This is a genomic window from Paracoccus sp. MA (assembly GCF_020990385.1).
GTDB lineage: Bacteria > Pseudomonadota > Alphaproteobacteria > Rhodobacterales > Rhodobacteraceae > Paracoccus.
Map to the genome: position 1 here is coordinate 120,551 of NZ_CP087599.1, position 16,655 is coordinate 137,205.

Below are 16,655 nucleotides of genomic sequence, written 5' to 3' on the forward strand. Positions count from 1 at the left end.
ATTTCTAACCCCTGCGGGTGACGAAGCGGGTCTGCAGATAGGCGCCGATCGCCTCGGAGCCGCCCTCGGTCCCCATGCCGGAATCGCCGATGCCGCCGAAGGGCAATTCCGGCAGCGACAGGCCGATATGGTTGATGGTCAGCATCCCGGCCTGGATTTCATCCTGCAATCGCTGCACCCGGGCCGAGCTGCCGGTCCAGGCATAGGCGGCCAGGCCATAGGGCAGCCGGTTCGCCTCGGCAAAGGCTTCGTCGTCGCTGCGGAACCGGTTGACCACGGCGATGGGGCCGAAGGGTTCCTCGTTCATCACCGCCGCATCCGCCGGCACGTCGGTCAGCACGGTCGGGGCAAAGAACCAGCCCTCGTTGCCGATCCGCGTCCCGCCGGTCGCCAGTCGCGCGCCGCGGTCCAGCGCGTCGCGGATCAGCCGCTCGATGGCGGGGATTCGGCGCTCGTTGGCCAGCGGCCCCATGGCGCTGTCCGGGTCCATGCCCGGCCCTACCTTGGCGGCTGCCAGTGCGGCGGTGAAACCTTCGGTGAAGCGGTCCGCCACCGCCTCTTGCACCAGGAAGCGGGTGGGCGAGATGCAGACCTGCCCGGCATTGCGCAGTTTCGCGGCCGCCATGGCCGCCACCGCCGCATCGACATCGGCATCGTCGAAGACCAGCACCGGCGCATGGCCGCCCAGCTCCATGGTCGCCGGCTTCATGTGCAGCCCGGCCAGCGCCGCCAGCTGCTTGCCCACCGCCGTCGAGCCGGTGAAGGACACCTTGCGGATCACCGGATGCGGAATCAGGTAGCCCGAGATTTCGGCCGGATCGCCATAGACCAGGTTCACCACCCCCGCCGGCAGGCCGGCATCGGCAAAGCAGCGGATCAGTTCGGCCGGCGAGGCCGGGGTTTCCTCGGGCGCCTTGACGATGATGGTGCAGCCTGCCGCCAGCGCGGCGGAAACCTTGCGAACCGCCTGATTGATCGGGAAATTCCACGGGGTGAAGGCGGCGACCGGGCCCAGCGGTTCCTTGACGGTCAGCTGGGTGACGCCCGGCACGCGGGGCGGGATGACCTGGCCATAGGTGCGGCGCGCCTCTTCGGCGAACCACTCGATGATCTCGGCCCCGGCCAGGGTCTCGATCCGCGCCTGCGCCAGCGGCTTGCCCTGTTCGGCCACCATCAGCGCGGCGATGGGCTCGGCCCGCTCGCGCAGCAGCGCCGCGGCCTTGCGCATCAGGTCCGAGCGATGCAGCGGAGAGCTGCGCTTCCAATCCGCGAAGGCGCGGCCGGCGGCGGCCAGCGCCTCGTCCAGATCGGCGATACCGGCATGGGCGACACGGCCGATCTCGGCCCCGGTGGCCGGGTTCAGCACCGGCAGGCTGCGCCCGTCCCGCGCCGGGCGCCAGGTTCCGTCGATCAAAAGCTGCGTATCCGGATAGCTCATCTTGTCCCACCTGCTGGAGTTGCGCCGGTGCTGCGCCGCTGTTGCGGCCGGCCCGGAAAGCCATAGGGGAAGGCAGCGGGGTTTTCAATCGGCCTTGCTCAATATCCTGAACAAGACCTTTTGCGATTTGGCGGTCAGCGGCCCGCCGGGACAGCGCCGTCGTATTGCAGGCCGGTTTCGGTGACGATGGCCGCCAGCGGGATGTCATGGGGCTGCGGATAGATCGTCGCCAGCCGGGCGGATTGCAGGCCGGTGCCGACCGCCAGCGGCCGCCGCGCCGCCAGCGTCCGGTCGAAATAGCCGCCGCCATAGCCCAGCCGATAGCCCCGGCCGTCCCAGCCCACCAGCGGGGCCAGCACCACATCCGGCTCCACCGCTTCGGCCGAGGCGGGGACCGGAATGTTCCAATGGCCGCGGCGCATCGGCGCCCCGGGGCTCCAGCGATGAAAGGCCAGCGGGCTGGCGGGGCGCTCGACCACCGGCAGGGCCAGCACGGCGCCGCGGTCGTGCAGGCGGGCCAGCCAGGGGCGCAGATCCGGCTCGGACCGGATCGGCCAATAGCCGGCGACCACGCGGCCGCGCAGCTCCGGCAGCCGCGCGGCCAGCAGCGCGTCCAGCGCGCCGCCGATGGCCTCGGCCACTGCCTGCCGCTGGGCGACGCTCAGCGCCGCGCGGCGGCCCAGCAGCTCCTCGCGCCGCACCTTGCGCCAGCGCGCCACGTCGCGGGCCTGCTGCGGCTCGACGGCGAGCGGGTCGAAATAATCCGGCGCGATCTCGGCCGCCAGGCAGGGCGGAGAGGCCGGGCTGTCCTTGCCGCTCATACGCCGCACCCCCCGCCCTGCGCCGGGGAAGCGCCAGGCCAGACCGCAATCAGAACCGCCGCCATGATCTGCGCGAAGGCGCCCGCGGCATCGCTGCCGATGCGCCGAGGGCATCGTGCCGGGGACGCCATGGCGATCCGCCGCGCGGCCCCGACGTCCGGCAACCGCCCGGGCGCCCAGGCCCGGTGCCGTCCGATCCGCGCCGGGGGCGCCCCGGCAAGCTGCGTTTCGCTCATCTTTCTGGCCTTTCCTTGCCTCGTCCCCCGCCCCCGCCGCAGGTCCGAACGGCGCCGGCGTCGGGCCTGCCTGACAGCCTAGACCGCCCGGCGAGCCATGCCAATCCGCCGCGAGCCGTCCACCGATTGCAGCGCGCAAACGTCCATGCCCCCGGCGTCGGACAGCCGGACGCACCGCGCAAGCCCGCTCGCCGGCGCTTACGGAGGCGCAGGGCCAGGGCGGCAAGTCCGCAGCACTCTGGCCAATCGCGCACCCATTCGCCGCCGGCGCAAGAATCCGGGTGACAAGCGCCGCCGCAGCCGCTATGCAGGGCGCATGTCGCAACAGATGTTCTACACCGCCTCGTTTTATTGGTTCCGCTGCATCCAGCGGGGCCGGGTTGCCGTGTAGCGCATAGGCGCGATAGCGATCCCCGAAGCCGCTGGCCAGACCGGCGGCTTTTTTCTTGCGATGCGCGTCCGGTCCGGCCTCTTCCAGAAAGAAAAAGCCATGCTGACCCAGACCGAGAACCTGCATATCGACACGCTCCGCCCCCTGCCCGCCCCCGCCGCGCTGGCCGCCAGCCTGCCGCGCGACGAGGCCATCTCGTGCATCGTGGCGGACAGCCGCACCGCCATCCGCGCCATCCTTGCCGGCCGCGACGACCGGCTGCTGGTGATCGCCGGCCCCTGCTCGATCCACGACGCGCAGGCGGCGCTGGATTACGCCGCGCGGCTGGCCGAACTGCGCCGGAGCCTTGCCGACCGGCTGGAGATCGTCATGCGGGTCTATTTCGAAAAGCCCCGCACCACCGTGGGCTGGAAGGGGCTGATCAACGACCCGCATCTGGACGGCTCGGACCGGATCGAGGACGGGCTGCCGCTGGCCCGCCGCCTGCTTCTGGAAATCAACCGCATGGGCCTGCCGGCGGCGACCGAGTTCCTCGACCCGATCCTGCCGCAATATTTCGCCGACCTGATCGCCTGGGGCGCCATCGGGGCGCGCACCACGGAAAGCCAGATCCACCGGCAGCTGGCTTCGGGCCTGTCCTGCCCGGTCGGGTTCAAGAACGGCACCGATGGCGGGGTGCAGGTGGCGCTGGACGCCATCCGCTCGGCCGCCGGGTCGCACAGCTTCCCGGCGATCACCGCCGACGGGCGTGCGGCCATCGCCACCACGACCGGCAACGACGCCTGTCACGTGGTGCTGCGCGGCGGCCATGGCGGGCCGAACTACAGCCCCCGCCATGTCGATGCGCTGGCCGAGGCGGCGGCGCGGGCCGGCATCGATCCCGGCATCGTCATCGACGCGAGCCATGCCAATTGCGGCAAGGACCCGGCCCGCCAGCCGGCGGTCATCGCCGATATCGCGGCGCGCATCCGCGCGGGCGAGGCGCGCATCCGCGGCGTCATGCTGGAAAGCAACCTGGTCGCCGGCCGGCAGGATCTGGTTCCCGGTCGGCTGCCGACCTATGGCCAGAGCATCACCGACGGCTGCCTCGGCTGGGAGGACACCCGCACCTTGCTGCTGGACCTGGCCGAGACCGCCGCGAGCCGGCAGCGCCTCGCCGCCTGAACGCGCACCGGGCCGGGATAGGGCAACCGTCCCTGGCCCGGGGTTCGGCGGCTTTCGGAAAGGACCCGCGATTCCGCAGCCGCCGGACCCCGGCGCAAGGCGCATGGGCCGGCGGTGCCGGGCATCGCCCCCAAGCGGCCCCGCCCTGTGCGCTGCGAGAGCTTGGGGCCGGCGGGGGCGACCGCCGCCGCCATGTCCGGCCGTCTCCCGTCCCGGTCATGCAGCCCCTTCCGCCGGTCCTTCCCGCCGTCGCCCTCAGGCCGGCGGCGGCGGTCGCCGGCCCGGCCAATCCGTCGCCTCGTGCCATGCCTGCCCCAGCCGCAGGATCGCCGCATCGCCGCCGACCGGGCCGGCCAACTGCAGGCCCATCGGCAGGCCCTGCGCGCCGAAGCCGATCGGGACCGACAGGCAGGGCAGCCCGGCCAGGCTGACCGGCACCACGATCTCCATCCAGCGGTGATAGCTGTCCGCCTCGCGCCCGCCGACCTGCCGGGGCCAGCGCCATTCCGCCGGAAAGGGCCAGACCTGCGCCGAGGGCAGCGCGATGGCATCGACCTGCCGGAACAGCCGCGCCAGCCGGCGATACCATTCGCTGCGGATCACGCTGGCCTCGTAGACCTCCTGCGCCGGCAGGCCCAGGCCCTGCTCGATCTCCCAGACCGCCTCGGGCTTCAGCTGCGCACGGGCGGCGGGGTCGTCGTAAAGCCCGCGCCGCGCGCCCGCGTTCAGAAAGGCCCGCAGCACCGTCCAGGCCCGCCAGAGCCGCCCGGCCGGGAAGGGCGGCGGCAGGGGCACGATCTCGCAGCCCAGATCGGCCAGCTGCGCCAGCGCCGCCTCGGCCAGCGGCAGGATGCCCGGCTCGCAGGGATAGGCGCCGCCCCAATCGCCCAGCCAGCCGATGCGCGTGCCCGCCACCGGACCGGCAAGGCCGGCGGCGAAATCCTCGGCAGGGCGGCCGAAGGGCACGGCCGGGTCCGGACCGGCCATGACGGCCAGCAGATGCGCCAGATCCTCGGGGCAGCGCGCCATCGGTCCCAGCGTGGACAGGGTCGCCATGAAGCCGTCGCCGACCGGATCGCCCGGCACCAGTCCCCAGCTGGGGCGAAAGCCGTAGACATTGCAGAAGGCCGCCGGGTTGCGCAGGCTGCCCATCATGTCCGAGCCGTCCGCGACCGGCACCAGCCGCGCCGCCAGGGCCGCCGCCGCCCCGCCCGACGAGCCGCCGGCGCTGCGGCTGCGGTCATAGGGATTGCGGGTGACGCCGAAAACCTCGTTGAAGCTGTGCGAGCCCAGGCCCCATTCCGGCGTGTTGGTCTTGCCGATGAAGATCGCGCCCGCCGCGCGCATCCGCGCCACCACGAGGTCGTCGGCCGGGGGCACATGGTCGCGAAACAGGGGCGAGCCCCAGGTGGTGCGCAGCCCGCGCACCGCCGCCAGATCCTTGACCGCCACCGGCAGGCCGTGCAGCCAGCCCTTGCGCGGGGCGCGGTCGGCGGCGCGCGCCTCGGCCAGCAGGGCGTCGCGCGGGCGCAGGCTGACGATGGCGTTGATCGCCGGGTTCAGCGCCTCGATCCGGTCGAGATGCGCGGCCATCACCGCCTCGGCGCTGAGCCGTCCCGCGGCCATGGCCTGCGCCAGCCCCTGCGCCGTCATCGCGGTCGGATCGTTCATGCGGCCCCCTTCCCTTGTCGTCCCTGCGGTCCTCGTCCGGGGCAGAGTGCCGCATCCTCGGGCAAAGTCCAGAGCCGCCGGCGGGGGACGGCGCGGCGAACTCAGCCCCGCAGCATCAGGAACAGCCCGCTGGCGATCGAGAAGCCCAGCACCGCCAGGCGCAGCGCCGGCCCGTTGACATGGGCATGGGCAAGGCGCGACAGGCCCGTGCCGATCACCACCGCCGGCGCCAGATACAGCGCCGCCAGCATCTGCTCGACATGCAGCCGCCCCGCCACCGCCAGCAGGATCAGCGAGATCACCTCTCCGACCAGGAAGCAGGTGGCGACGGTCGCGCGCAGCACCGGGCCCGGCGCATGCTGGTAAAGCAGCGCCAGCGGCGGGCCGCCGATCCCGGTCGCCGTCTCGGTGACGCCGGTGAACAGCCCCACCCCCAGCGAGGCCGAGCGGCCCGGCGAAAAGGGCGGCGCCAGCAGCGCGATTCCCGCCGCCAGCACCGTGAACAGGCCGACCGCGATCTCAAGCTGGCGGACGGACAGCGCGATCAGCACCGCCATGCCCAGGAAGGTGCCGAAGAACCGCCCCAGCGTGATCCAGCTGGCGCCGCGGCGGTCGATGGTCTGGCGCTCGCGCCAGGCGACGTGGAAGTTCAGCGGCAGCATCAGGATCAGCAGGGTCACCGGCAGATAGGCCGCGTCCACCAGCCCGAAGATCGGCGCCATGATCAGCGCAAAGCCGATGCCGACCGCTCCCTGCACGAAGGCCGAGCCCAGCACCGCCAGCGACAGCAGAAGAAAGGCGGCGAGACTCACGCCGGCCTCATGGCAAGGGCGCTGTCCGCGGTGGCATGGATGCGCTGGATCGGCGCCGCCGCGATGGCCGGGGCGGTCAGCTCGCGGATCTCGGCCAGCAGGGCGCGGGCGTCCCAGTCGACCGGCCAGCCCTGCACCAGCCGCAGCCGGCCGTCGGTGAAGACCGCGTCGATCTGGTCGCGGTTGCCATAGCGCACCAGCTCCCAGCTGAGATCGTGCGAGGGGGTGAATTCGGGCCGGTCCAGATCGACCAGCAGGAAGTCGGCGGCCAGCCCGGGCGCGATCCGCCCGGTCAGCCGGCCCAGCCCGCTGGCCTCGGCCGCCATGCCGGTCGCCGCCTCCAGCCACAGCCAGCCGCCGCCGCAGGAACTGTCGCCCGAGGCCAGCCCGTAGCCGGCGCGCTGCAGCGATTCCGCCGCGTCCATCAGGCGGAACCCGTCCGAGCGGGTGCCGTCGGTGCCAAGGCCGAAGCGGATGCCCAGGGCCTGCATCTGCAGGGCGGGCACGATGGCGTTCCCCTTCCAGACCGAGGCGACGGGATTATAGGCCACCGCCGTGCCGGTATCGCGCAGGATCATCAGCTCTTCGGGGGTGATCAGCGTGGAATGGGCGATCAGCGCCTGCGGCCCCAGCGCCCCGATATGGGCCAGGTGCTGCAGCGGGCGCCGGCCATGCGCGACCAGCGAACGCTCGACCGCGACCAGATGCTCGTTGACATGGGTCTGGAACACCGCCCCCGCCTCGGCCGCCAGGGCCGAGATGCGCTGCAGCATCCCGTCCGTCGCCGCCTCGGGGATCGAGATGGCAAGCGAGGGATGGATCAGCGCGTCGCCCTGATAGGCCGCGAGATGCGCGGCGGCGCGGCGCAGGATCTCGTCGGCCTCGGGGACCTGGGCCGCGCCGCCCAGATCGTTGCAGATCTGCGCCACCACCAGCCGCAGTCCGGTTTCGCGGGCCGCATCGACCAGCCGGCCGATATGCCCGGCAGAGCGCGTGCCGGCATCCACCGCCGCGGTGAAGCCGCCGCGCAGGCATTCCAGCGCCGCCAGCTTCGCGGACAGATAGACCATATGCTCGTCCAGGCTGCCCTCGAGCGGCACCCAGATGCGCCGGAAGATCTCGGAGGGTTCGCCAAAGACCAGCGACTTGCCCAGCGACTGGGTCAGATGCGTATGGGTGTCGATGAAGCCGGGCATCATCAGGTGATGCGGCAGGTCGACCCGCCGCAGGCCGGGATGGCGGGCGCATAGCGCGCCCACCTCGTCGATCTCGGCAAAGCGGCCGCCCTGCAGCAGCACGGCCTTGCCCGGTTGCGGGCCGTTGCCCAGCAGCAGGCGCCCGGGGGCGACGATCAGCCGCTCGGCATCGGCGAAGGTCTGGCGCAGGTCGGTCATCAGGCATGTTCCTCTTGCGGGGTGGGTTTGGCGGCGGGGTCGGCGGGTGCGGCGCGGACCTGGAACAGGGCGTTGACCAGCGCGGCGGTGATCGTGCCCATGGCCAGCCCGTTGCCCAGGATCATCTGCGACCATTGCGGGAACTGGCTGTAGACCCCCGGCACCAGGATCGGCATCAGCCCCATCGCCAGCCCCGAGGCCAGGGTGAACATGGCGCTGTGCTGGCGCAGATCGACGCGGGAAAGCACATGGATGCCGATGACGCCGATGATGGAAAAGACGATGACCGCGGTGCCGCCCACGACCGGGCCGGGCAGGACGCTGGCCAGCCGCGACACCGGGGCGATCAGCGCGATCAGCACCAGGATCACCCCGGCCATGGCGGTGACATGGCGCGAGCGGACGCCGGTGGCGCGCACGATGCCGACATTCTCGCCCGAGGTGATGATCAGCGAGGTGCCCAGCATGCCGCCGAGCAGCGAGGCCACCGCGTCGCCGCGGATGGTGCGCGGCACGATGGGATGGGCATCGCCCTTGCGGCCGACGATCTCGGCGGTGGCGATGGTCTGGCCGGTGGCCTCGGCCATCGAGATCACCGAGAAGACGATCAGCGGCAGCGAGGCGATGAGGTCGAATTTCGGCATGCCGAAGGGAAAGGGCTGCGGCACCGCGATCAGCGGCCCGGTCATCACCCCGGTCAGGTCAAGCCGCCCCAGCGCCGCCGCCAGCGCCGTGCCAGCGATCAGACCCAGCATCACCGAGATGCGCTGCAAGGTGCCGGTGAAGATGCGCGAGAACAGCACCGTCAGCGCGATGGTCGCCAGCGCCAGCCCGACATTGACCGGATCGGCGAAATGCTCGGACCCCGGCTTGCCGGTGATGGTGCCGCCATAGATCTTGACCAGGTTGACCGCCACCAGAAGCAGCATGGTGCCGACGACGATGGGCGGGAAAAAGCGCAGCAGCCGGCTGAACACCGGCAACGCCAGGAAATAGAACACCGAGGTCAGCAGCACGGCGCCGACCGCGGTCTGCACATCGGTCTGGACGGCGATGGCCAGGAAGATGGCGATGGGCGCACCGCCCGGGACCATGATGAAGGGCAGCCGCGCCCCGAATCCGCCCGGCCCAAAGCTTTGCAGGATCGAGCCGAGCCCGCAGACCAGAAAGGTCGCGCTGATGATCGCCACGGTCAGCGCCATGTCGAAGCCCAGCGTCTGGGCGACCAGAAACACCGCGGTGATCGGCGAGGCCGCCATCACCAGCACGTGCTGCATCCCGTAAAGCACCAGGCTTTTCAGCGGCAGCACCTCGTCGACCGGATCTATCCTTGATTCTTGATGGTTCATCCTCGTGTTCCCTGTTGGTGAAAGGGGTGTTTGCTTTTATGCAAATCGTTTTGCCAGCTTCCTGAATAGCACCGATTCCGATTCTTGCAAATCGTTTTGTAACGGTGGCCGGAACGCGCTAAGCTGCCGGGGCATCCTGCATGGACGAGCAAGACCTTGGGCAGACCGACGATTTCAGACCTGGCCAAAGCCGCCGGGGTTTCCCCGACGACGGTGTCGCATGCCTTCAGCGGCCGGCGGCACGTGGACCCCGAAACGCGCGAGCGCATCCACCGGCTGGCGCGCGAGATCGGCTATCATCCCAGCAGCCTGGCCCAGGGGCTGCGCAGCGGCCGGACCGGGATCATCGCGCTGGCCTCCTCGATGCCCTTCGCGGTCGCGGCCGGTCCCTCGCGGCTGGGCTTCCTGATGGAAATCGCCGCCTCGGCCGCCATGTCGGCGCTGACCCGCGACATCGCCCTGTGCCTGATTCCGCCGCATCCCTCGGGACAGGGCCATGGCCGGGCGGGATTCGACGGCGTGATCCTGGTCGAGCCGACGCGCGACGATCCGCTGGTCGCGCATTTCGAATCGCGCAAGACGCCCATCGTCTCGATCGGGACCGTCCCGGGCCGCCCGGACATCGCCGCGGTCGACCTGCGCTCGCGCGAGACGGCCTTTCTGCTGCTGGACCATCTGGCCGCGCAGGGCAGCCGGCATATCGCGGTGCTGACCGGCGCCAGCCCGCGCACCAGCCATGCCGAGACCGGACAGGCCTATCTGGATTTCGCGGCGCGGCACGGCATGGCGCCGGTGCTGCTGCATCTGGACGAGGCCGGGGGGGAAGAGCTGGGCTATCAGGAGGCCCTGCGCCTGCTGGCGGAAAACCCCTCGATCGACGGGCTCTATGCCTCGGTCGACGCCTTCGCCAGCGGTGCGGTCCGGGCGGCGCGCGCGCTTGGCCGCGCCGTTCCCGACCGGCTGCGCATCGCCACCCGCTACGACGGCTTGCGGGCGAAGCTGTCCCAACCGCCGATGACGGCGGTGGACCTGCACCTGCCCCAGATCGCCGAGACGGCGGTCGATCTGCTGCTGGCGCTGATCGAGGGCAGGTCGGGAAGCGCGGTCGCCGCCCTGCCCGATCTGATCGCCCGGCGATCCTCGCTGTCCGGGGCCTGAGCCGCCCGGCCCGCCGCAGGGGCCGTGCCGCAAAGGCCGCCCCTCCCGGCCGTGGACGGGCGGGGGTCAGGGACGCTGGAACCGGCAACTGGGGATGAACCGCTTGAGCTTGCGGCCGGGCAGCAGCAGGCTGTCGGGCGGATCCGCCTCGATGATGTCGCAGCGATGCGCACCGTGGTTCCTGCCCCGGGCGTCCGCATGGGCGGACATGTCGGCCGCCTGCAGGGCGATCTGCACCCGGGTCATCGGGCCGTCGCAGGTCACCACCACCGCATTGCCGTCCAGCGCGACATCGGTGACGCGGGCGCCTGCCGCCTCGACGCCGTGATCGGCCAGCCCGCCATAGGCCGGATATTCGCTGTCGGGATCGAAGATCAGCGGCTTGCCGTCCTCGGTCGAGAAGGGAATGCGCAGGGTGTTGCCCTGCCAGACCGGCCTGCCGGGCAGCAGGTTGACGTTCCGGCCCTGCTCGCGCCGGGCAAAGACATAGGCGGCGATCTCGCAATGGATCAGCTGCGACGGCAGATCGGGATGCACCGCGTTGTCGAAGGTCAGCACGGGGTAAAGCGGCCCGGCAAAGATGGCGTCGAAATCCCGCACCAGATCCAGCTGCGCCAGCACCGGCCCATAGGGCCGCGCCGCGGCGGCGTTCACATAGCCGCCGGTTTGCCACAGCATCAGCGGCGGGCGGATGCCGGTCAGCGCCTCGATATCGTCCAGCGCGTCGCCATAGGCCCGGGCAGCCGCGGCGCGATAGGCCGGCGCGGACATGGCGATATTCGCCTCGCCCTGGATCATGCCATAGACCAGGGGCCGGGCGCCGGGCGCGACACGCAGCGCCTCTTGCAGCCAGCGGGCATGGTTGTCGCGGATCGTCGTGCCCAGCCGGCCATGGGCCGGGTCGCGGTCGAATTCGTGGATCGAGGTGCCGGCGATGCTGTGGCAGCCGACGAACATGCGGTGCCGCGCGATTCCCAGCCGCCTGCGCCACAGATCCAGCGCCTGGCTGAAGCTGAAGGCGGCCGGAACGTTCGCCAGCGGAACGGCGGCGGAATGGCCGGTCGCATGGCGCGCGTCATAGCCCAGCGAGCCGGGGCCGTGCAGCCGCACCGCCACCCCGTCCGGGCGGCAAAGCCCGTCCAGCTGCCGCACCGCCGCCCGGGCGTGATGGGAATGCGCGCGGCGTTCCTCGGGCGAGGCGCTGCGACCCAGCGCCAGCGACTGCCCGTCGATGATGACGATCTGCGCTCCGGCCGCAAGCCGGGCGGGGGCAAGGCCGCTCATCTGGCTCCAGAGCGATTGCAGGCGCATCCGCTACTCCACGATGACGGCGGCGGCATGCAGCACGCCAAGGCAGGCCCGGCCGATCTCGACGCGCTCCACCGCGAAGGCCGGGACCTGCAGCGGCGATTGCCGGGTTTCGCCATCCGCCTCGACGACGCTCAGCCGGCCCTCGGCCAGGTCCAGCTCGCAGCCGACGGTCTGGCGGTCGCCGAAGCCGCCGATCGGCGCCAGCAGCATCTGCAGCCCGCCCGGTCCGATCACCCGCAAGCCTCTGCGGTCATATTGCAAGAGCAGCGCACAGGCCGGCAGGTGCGGGTTGATCGCAAGCAGCGTCGCCCGCCCGGTCCCCAGAACGCCGTGGCGCGTCGCGTCGGCCAGCAGGGTGACGCGGGCCGCGGGGCCGCGGCGGCCGGTCCAGCGCAGGATATAGCCGCGCATCTCCAGCCCCTCGGCGGTCATCCGCCCCGGCGCGCCGCCGGCAAGGGCGCATTCGGCAAGCGCCGCCCGCCAGGCCCCGCGCGCCGTCAGCCCGGACAGCGGCCCGGGCGGCGCAACGCAAGGATCCAGATGGATCGAGGCCAGATCGGCCAGCGCCCCCGCTGCGGCACCGGGCTTTCCCGGTTGCGAACCCCTGTCCTGCATCATCCCCTACCCGCCTTCCCCGCCGGGTCCTGCCGCCCAGGCGCGCAGCGGCAACCGCCAGCGCCGCTGGTATAGGACGGCGGCGCGGCGCCGTCGATGCGCCTGTCCCGGCCTCATCCCGGCCCGGCCCCGAGGACCGGCCCCGCGAGTGCGGCCAGCTGCGCCCCCTCGGGATCGGCCAGATCGTCCAGCACCCGGAAATGGTCGCAGCCAGGGACGTGCAGCAGCGCCGCGGGCTCGCCCGCCCGCCGGCAGGCCGCGGCATAGTCGTCCGATTGCCGGACAAGCTCGGGCAGCTCCTCCACCCCGACCGAGACGAGCATGGGCGCGCCCCGACCGATGTTGCGCATCGGACTCAGGGCGGCGATCTCGGCCGCGGTCAGCTGCAGCTTGTCGTTCAGCTGCCCGAGGCTGATCGGCAGCAGGTCGAACAGCCCGCTGATCGCCAGCACCGAGGCCACGGCCGGGTGGCCGCGATGCATGGCCGCCAGATGCCCGCCGGCGGAATGCCCGGCCAGGCAGAGCGGCCGCCCCGCCAGTTCCGCCGCCAGATGGTCAAGCAGGCGCCCGATCTCGGCCACGATCTGCGTCATCGAGGCCTCGGGCGCCAAGGTGTATTCGGCCAGGATCACGTCATGGCCGTGCGCCATGGGACCCTGGGCGCAGAAGGCGAAATCCTCCTTGACGCAGCTTTGCCAATAGCCGCCGTGGATGAAGACGAAGACCGGAGCATCCGACCGGCCGCAAACGAACCAGTCATAGGTCTGGCGCGCGCCGGGGCCGTATCGCAGGTCGCGCCGGACCTGCCGCGCGGCGTAGAAGGCATCGCTGCGGGCACGGAAATCCCGCATCAGCCCCGGGAAATCCGCAAGCCTGCCGGTGTTGCTGTAGGCCGTGTCCAGTTCCTGCCGGGTCATCCCCCGGTAAATCGCCACCGCCATTCACACCCCCAGATAGCGGTCGGTCAGGTCGGCGGTCAGGTCGGCGATGCCGCCCTGCCAGACCGTCGCGCCGCGTTCCACGATCACGGCGCGGTCGGCGACCGAGGCGATCTCGCTGAGCGACTTGTCCACCAGCAGGATCGACAGCCCCTCGGATTTCAGCCGCCGCACGCCGGCCCAGATCTCCTGCCGCACGACCGGGGCCAGACCCTCGGTCGCCTCGTCCAGCACCAGCAGGCGCGGATTGGTCATCAGCGCCCGGCCGATGGCCAGCATCTGCTGCTCGCCCCCCGACAGGGTGCGCGCGACCTGGCCCATGCGTTCCTGCAGGCGGGGAAACAGCGCGCAGACGCGGGCCATGTCCCAGGGACCGGGGCGGGCGGCGACGGTCAGGTTCTCGGCCACGGTCAGCGGCGCGAAGCAGCGCCGCCCCTCGGGCACCAGCCCGACGCCCAGCCGCGCTACCTTGGGCGCCGAAAGCCCGGCGACATCCCGGCCGGCAAGGCGCAGGCTGCCGCCGGAATGCGGCATCAGGCGGCTGATGCAGCGGATCGTCGTGGTCTTGCCCATGCCGTTGCGGCCCATCAGCGCCACCACCTCGCCCTCATCGAGGTCGAGGGTGATGCCGAACAGCGCCTGCACCGGGCCGTAAGAGGCGGTCACGTCGCGCAGTTCCAGCAGCCGGGTCATGCCTCCTCTCCCAGATAGGAGCGCCGCACCTCGGGATTGGCGCGGATCTCGGCCACGCTGCCGGTGGCGATGATCCGGCCATAGACCAGCACCGAGATGCGGTCGGCCAGCGCAAAGACCGCGTCCATGTCGTGTTCGACCAGCAGGATCGGCGCCTCGGCGCGCAGCTCCGAGAGGATCGCGGTCAGCTGCCGCCCGCCCTCCAGCCCCATGCCGGCCATCGGCTCGTCCAGCAGGAAGGCGCGCGGGCGCAGGGCCAGTGCCATGGCGATTTCCAGCTTGCGGCGCTCGCCATGCGACAGCGTCGCAGCGGGGACGAGATGCCGCCCGGCCAGACCGGCCTGCTCGATATGGAACAGGGCGGGTTCGGTCAGCTTGCGGTCGGCCAGCGCCGGAAGGTGAAAGCGGAACACCGCGCCGCTGGCCCCGGCCACCGCCAGCATGACGTTCTGCAGCACCGTGAAATCCGGGATCACCGACGAGACCTGGAAGCTGCGCGCCAGCCCCAGCCGCGCCCGCGCCGCCGCGTCCAGCCCGTCGATCACCTGCCCCTCGAAGCGGATGGAACCGGCATCGGGTCGGATCTCGCCGACGATCTGCTTGATCAGCGTGGACTTGCCGGCGCCGTTCGGGCCGATCAGGGCGTGGATCTCGCCCGGGCGCAGGTCCAGACTGACATCGTCGGTTGCCAGCAAGGCGCCGAAGGACTTGCGCAGGCCGCGGATCTCCAGGATGGGTTCGTTGAGTTTCGGCTCAGGCATGGCGGCCCCTTCGCGTGACGATGCCGATCAGCCCGCCCGGCGCGAACAGAACGATGGCCAGCAGCAGCAGACCCAGCAGCGCCTGCCAGTAATCGCTGATGCCGCCCAGCACATGTTCCAGCAGGATGAAAATCGCCGCACCCGCGACCGGGCCGCAAAGCCGCCCCACGCCGCCCAGGATGACGAAGACCATGATCTCGCCCGACATGTGCCAGGACAGCATGGCCGGGCTGACGAAACGGTTCAGATCGGCGTAGAGCGACCCCGCCAGCCCGACGATCATCCCCGATAGCACGAAAGCCGTCAGCCGGATGGCATAGGGGCGGATGCCGACGGCGACGGTGCGCTGGCTGTTCTGCCGCGCCGCCTGCAGCGCCAGGCCAAAGCGCGACTGCGTGACCACGGCGGTAAAGGCCAGCGCCACGGCCAGCAGCACGGCGCAGACGGCGAAATACTGGATCGGGGCAAAGGTGTTCAGGCCGGGAAAGCTGTTGCGGACATAGAAGCTCAGCCCGTCCTCGCCGCCATAGCGCGGCCAGCTGATGGCGAAGTAATAAAGCATCTGCGCAAAGGCCAGCGTCACCATGATGAAATAGACGCCCGAGGTGCGCAAGGACAGCGCCCCGATGGCCAGCGCCGCCAGCCCCGCCGCCAGCATCGCCATGGGCCAGATGCCCAGCATCTCGTTGCTGCCCATGACGGTGAAGGGCAGCGTGGCGACCGGCGTGCCCGCCGCGGCATGGCTGGCCAGGATCGCGGTCACGTAGCCGCCGATGCCGAAGAAGGCGGCATGGCCGAACGAGATCAGCCCGCCATAGCCAAGCGCCAGGTTCAACCCCACCCCGGCCAGGCCGAAGATCGCCGCCTTGGTCGCCAGCGTGACGGCAAAGCCCTCGCCCAGCAGATGCGCGGCGACGGCGGCAGCGACCAGCAGGGCCAGGATCGCCAAGTTGATCGCGGTGTCGCGGTTCAGCATCTCGCGCATGGTTCAGCCCCTCGCCCCGAACAGCCCCTGCGGCCGCAGGATCAGCACCACGGCCATCAGCACATAGATCAGCACCGAGGCCAGCGAGGCGCCGACAGTATTGGCGCTGGAGGCGTCCCATACCCGCGCGAACAGCCCCGGAAGCAGCGCCTTGCCTAGCGTGTCGGTCATGCCGACCAGCAGCGCGCCGACAAAGGCGCCCTTGATCGAGCCGATGCCGCCGATCACCACCACCACGAAGGCCAGGATCAGCACCGGCTCGCCCATGCCGACCTGCACCGACTGGATGGTGCCGACCAGCGCGCCCGCCAGCCCGGCGAGCGCCGCGCCAAGCGCGAAGACGATGGTGTAGAGCCGCGCGATGTCCACCCCCAGCGCGCCGATCATCTCGCGATCCGCCTCGCCGGCGCGGATGCGGATGCCCAGCCGGGTGCGGGTGATCAGCCACCACAGACCCAGGGCCACCGCCGCGCCGAAGCCGATGATCACCAGCCGGAACAGCGGATAATGCAGCCCGCCCGGCAGCACCACCGCACCGGAAAGCGAGGGCGGCAGCTTGAGGTAAAGCGGGAACGAGCCGAAGAGCCAGCGCGTGCCCTCGGAGAACACCAGGATCAGCGCGAAGGTCGCCAGCACCTGGTCCAGGTGATCGCGGGCGTAAAGCCGGCGGATCACCGCGATCTCGACCAGCGCGCCGGCCGCGGCGGCGGCCGCGAGGCTGGCCGCCAGCCCCAGCCAGAACGAGCCGGTGGCCGCCGCCACCGCCGCGCAGGCGAAGGCCCCGGTCATGTAGAGCGAGCCATGCGCAAGGTTGATCAGCCCCATGACGCCGAAGACCAGGGTCAGCCCGGCCGCCATCAGGAACAGCATCATCCCGTATTGCAGGCCGTTCAGCGCCTGCTCGGCCAGAAGCATCAC

The 16,655-nt window shown here is 71.2% G+C and carries 15 protein-coding genes; 2 read left to right on the plus strand and 13 right to left on the minus strand.

All coding sequences use genetic code 11. The features are described 5' to 3' along the window. Positions 1–4 precede the first annotated feature (4 nt). Complete coding sequence (locus tag LOS78_RS19540) at positions 5–1,438, minus strand: NAD-dependent succinate-semialdehyde dehydrogenase (protein WP_230378827.1); 1,434 nt, start codon at positions 1,436–1,438, stop codon at positions 5–7. A 134-nt stretch (positions 1,439–1,572) separates the two neighbouring features. Further along, the gene (locus LOS78_RS19545) at positions 1,573–2,259 is read right to left on the minus strand and encodes a 5-formyltetrahydrofolate cyclo-ligase (RefSeq protein ID WP_230378828.1); all 687 of its coding nucleotides are present in this window, start codon (positions 2,257–2,259) and stop codon (positions 1,573–1,575) included. A gap of 726 nt (positions 2,260–2,985) precedes the next feature. Between LOS78_RS19545 and LOS78_RS19550 the strand changes: the two genes are divergently transcribed. Next, positions 2,986–4,050, plus strand: a complete 1,065-nt coding sequence (locus tag LOS78_RS19550; RefSeq protein ID WP_230378829.1) for a 3-deoxy-7-phosphoheptulonate synthase — start codon at positions 2,986–2,988, stop codon at positions 4,048–4,050. A gap of 255 nt (positions 4,051–4,305) precedes the next feature. Here the strand turns inward: LOS78_RS19550 and LOS78_RS19555 are convergent, their stop codons facing one another. The 4 genes from LOS78_RS19555 to LOS78_RS19570 all read right to left on the minus strand — a co-directional run bounded on the left by LOS78_RS19555 (position 4,306) and on the right by LOS78_RS19570 (position 9,276). Beyond that, complete coding sequence (locus LOS78_RS19555; protein WP_230378830.1) at positions 4,306–5,721, minus strand: amidase; 1,416 nt, start codon at positions 5,719–5,721, stop codon at positions 4,306–4,308. 101 nt (positions 5,722–5,822) lie between these two features. Beyond that, complete coding sequence (locus tag LOS78_RS19560; RefSeq protein ID WP_230378831.1) at positions 5,823–6,533, minus strand: sulfite exporter TauE/SafE family protein; 711 nt, start codon at positions 6,531–6,533, stop codon at positions 5,823–5,825. Beyond that, complete coding sequence (locus tag LOS78_RS19565; protein WP_230378832.1) at positions 6,530–7,927, minus strand: amidohydrolase family protein; 1,398 nt, start codon at positions 7,925–7,927, stop codon at positions 6,530–6,532. The genes LOS78_RS19560 and LOS78_RS19565 overlap by 4 nt, the downstream gene beginning before the upstream one ends. Next, positions 7,927–9,276, minus strand: coding sequence for a uracil-xanthine permease family protein (locus LOS78_RS19570; protein ID WP_028713029.1), 1,350 nt, complete (start codon positions 9,274–9,276; stop codon positions 7,927–7,929). Before LOS78_RS19570 ends, LOS78_RS19565 begins: the two co-directional genes overlap by 1 nt. A 156-nt stretch (positions 9,277–9,432) precedes the next feature. Between LOS78_RS19570 and LOS78_RS19575 the strand changes: the two genes are divergently transcribed. Next, positions 9,433–10,434: a substrate-binding domain-containing protein gene (locus LOS78_RS19575; RefSeq protein ID WP_028713030.1), complete on the plus strand. Its 1,002-nt coding sequence runs from the start codon at positions 9,433–9,435 to the stop codon at positions 10,432–10,434. Positions 10,435–10,500: 66 nt separating this feature from the next. Here the strand turns inward: LOS78_RS19575 and LOS78_RS19580 are convergent, their stop codons facing one another. The 7 genes from LOS78_RS19580 to LOS78_RS19610 form a co-directional block, all read right to left on the minus strand. Continuing rightward, positions 10,501–11,745, minus strand: a complete 1,245-nt coding sequence (locus LOS78_RS19580) for a hypothetical protein (protein ID WP_230378833.1) — start codon at positions 11,743–11,745, stop codon at positions 10,501–10,503. 3 nt (positions 11,746–11,748) lie between these two features. Next, the gene (locus tag LOS78_RS19585) at positions 11,749–12,363 is read right to left on the minus strand and encodes a hypothetical protein (protein ID WP_230378834.1); all 615 of its coding nucleotides are present in this window, start codon (positions 12,361–12,363) and stop codon (positions 11,749–11,751) included. A 110-nt stretch (positions 12,364–12,473) separates the two neighbouring features. Then, positions 12,474–13,301, minus strand: a complete 828-nt coding sequence (locus LOS78_RS19590; RefSeq protein WP_230378835.1) for an alpha/beta hydrolase — start codon at positions 13,299–13,301, stop codon at positions 12,474–12,476. Beyond that, positions 13,302–13,991 (minus strand): ABC transporter ATP-binding protein, encoded by a 690-nt coding sequence (locus LOS78_RS19595; RefSeq protein ID WP_230378836.1) that lies wholly within the window; start codon positions 13,989–13,991, stop codon positions 13,302–13,304. Continuing rightward, entirely contained in the window at positions 13,988–14,752 is a 765-nt protein-coding gene (locus LOS78_RS19600) for an ABC transporter ATP-binding protein (protein WP_028716579.1), read from the minus strand. The genes LOS78_RS19595 and LOS78_RS19600 overlap by 4 nt, the downstream gene beginning before the upstream one ends. Next, the gene (locus LOS78_RS19605) at positions 14,745–15,737 is read right to left on the minus strand and encodes a branched-chain amino acid ABC transporter permease (RefSeq protein ID WP_084637827.1); all 993 of its coding nucleotides are present in this window, start codon (positions 15,735–15,737) and stop codon (positions 14,745–14,747) included. Before LOS78_RS19605 ends, LOS78_RS19600 begins: the two co-directional genes overlap by 8 nt. Positions 15,738–15,740: 3 nt before the next feature. Continuing rightward, on the minus strand, positions 15,741–16,652 hold the full coding sequence (locus LOS78_RS19610) for a branched-chain amino acid ABC transporter permease (protein ID WP_230378837.1): 912 nt from the start codon (positions 16,650–16,652) through the stop codon (positions 15,741–15,743). Positions 16,653–16,655 lie beyond the last annotated feature (3 nt).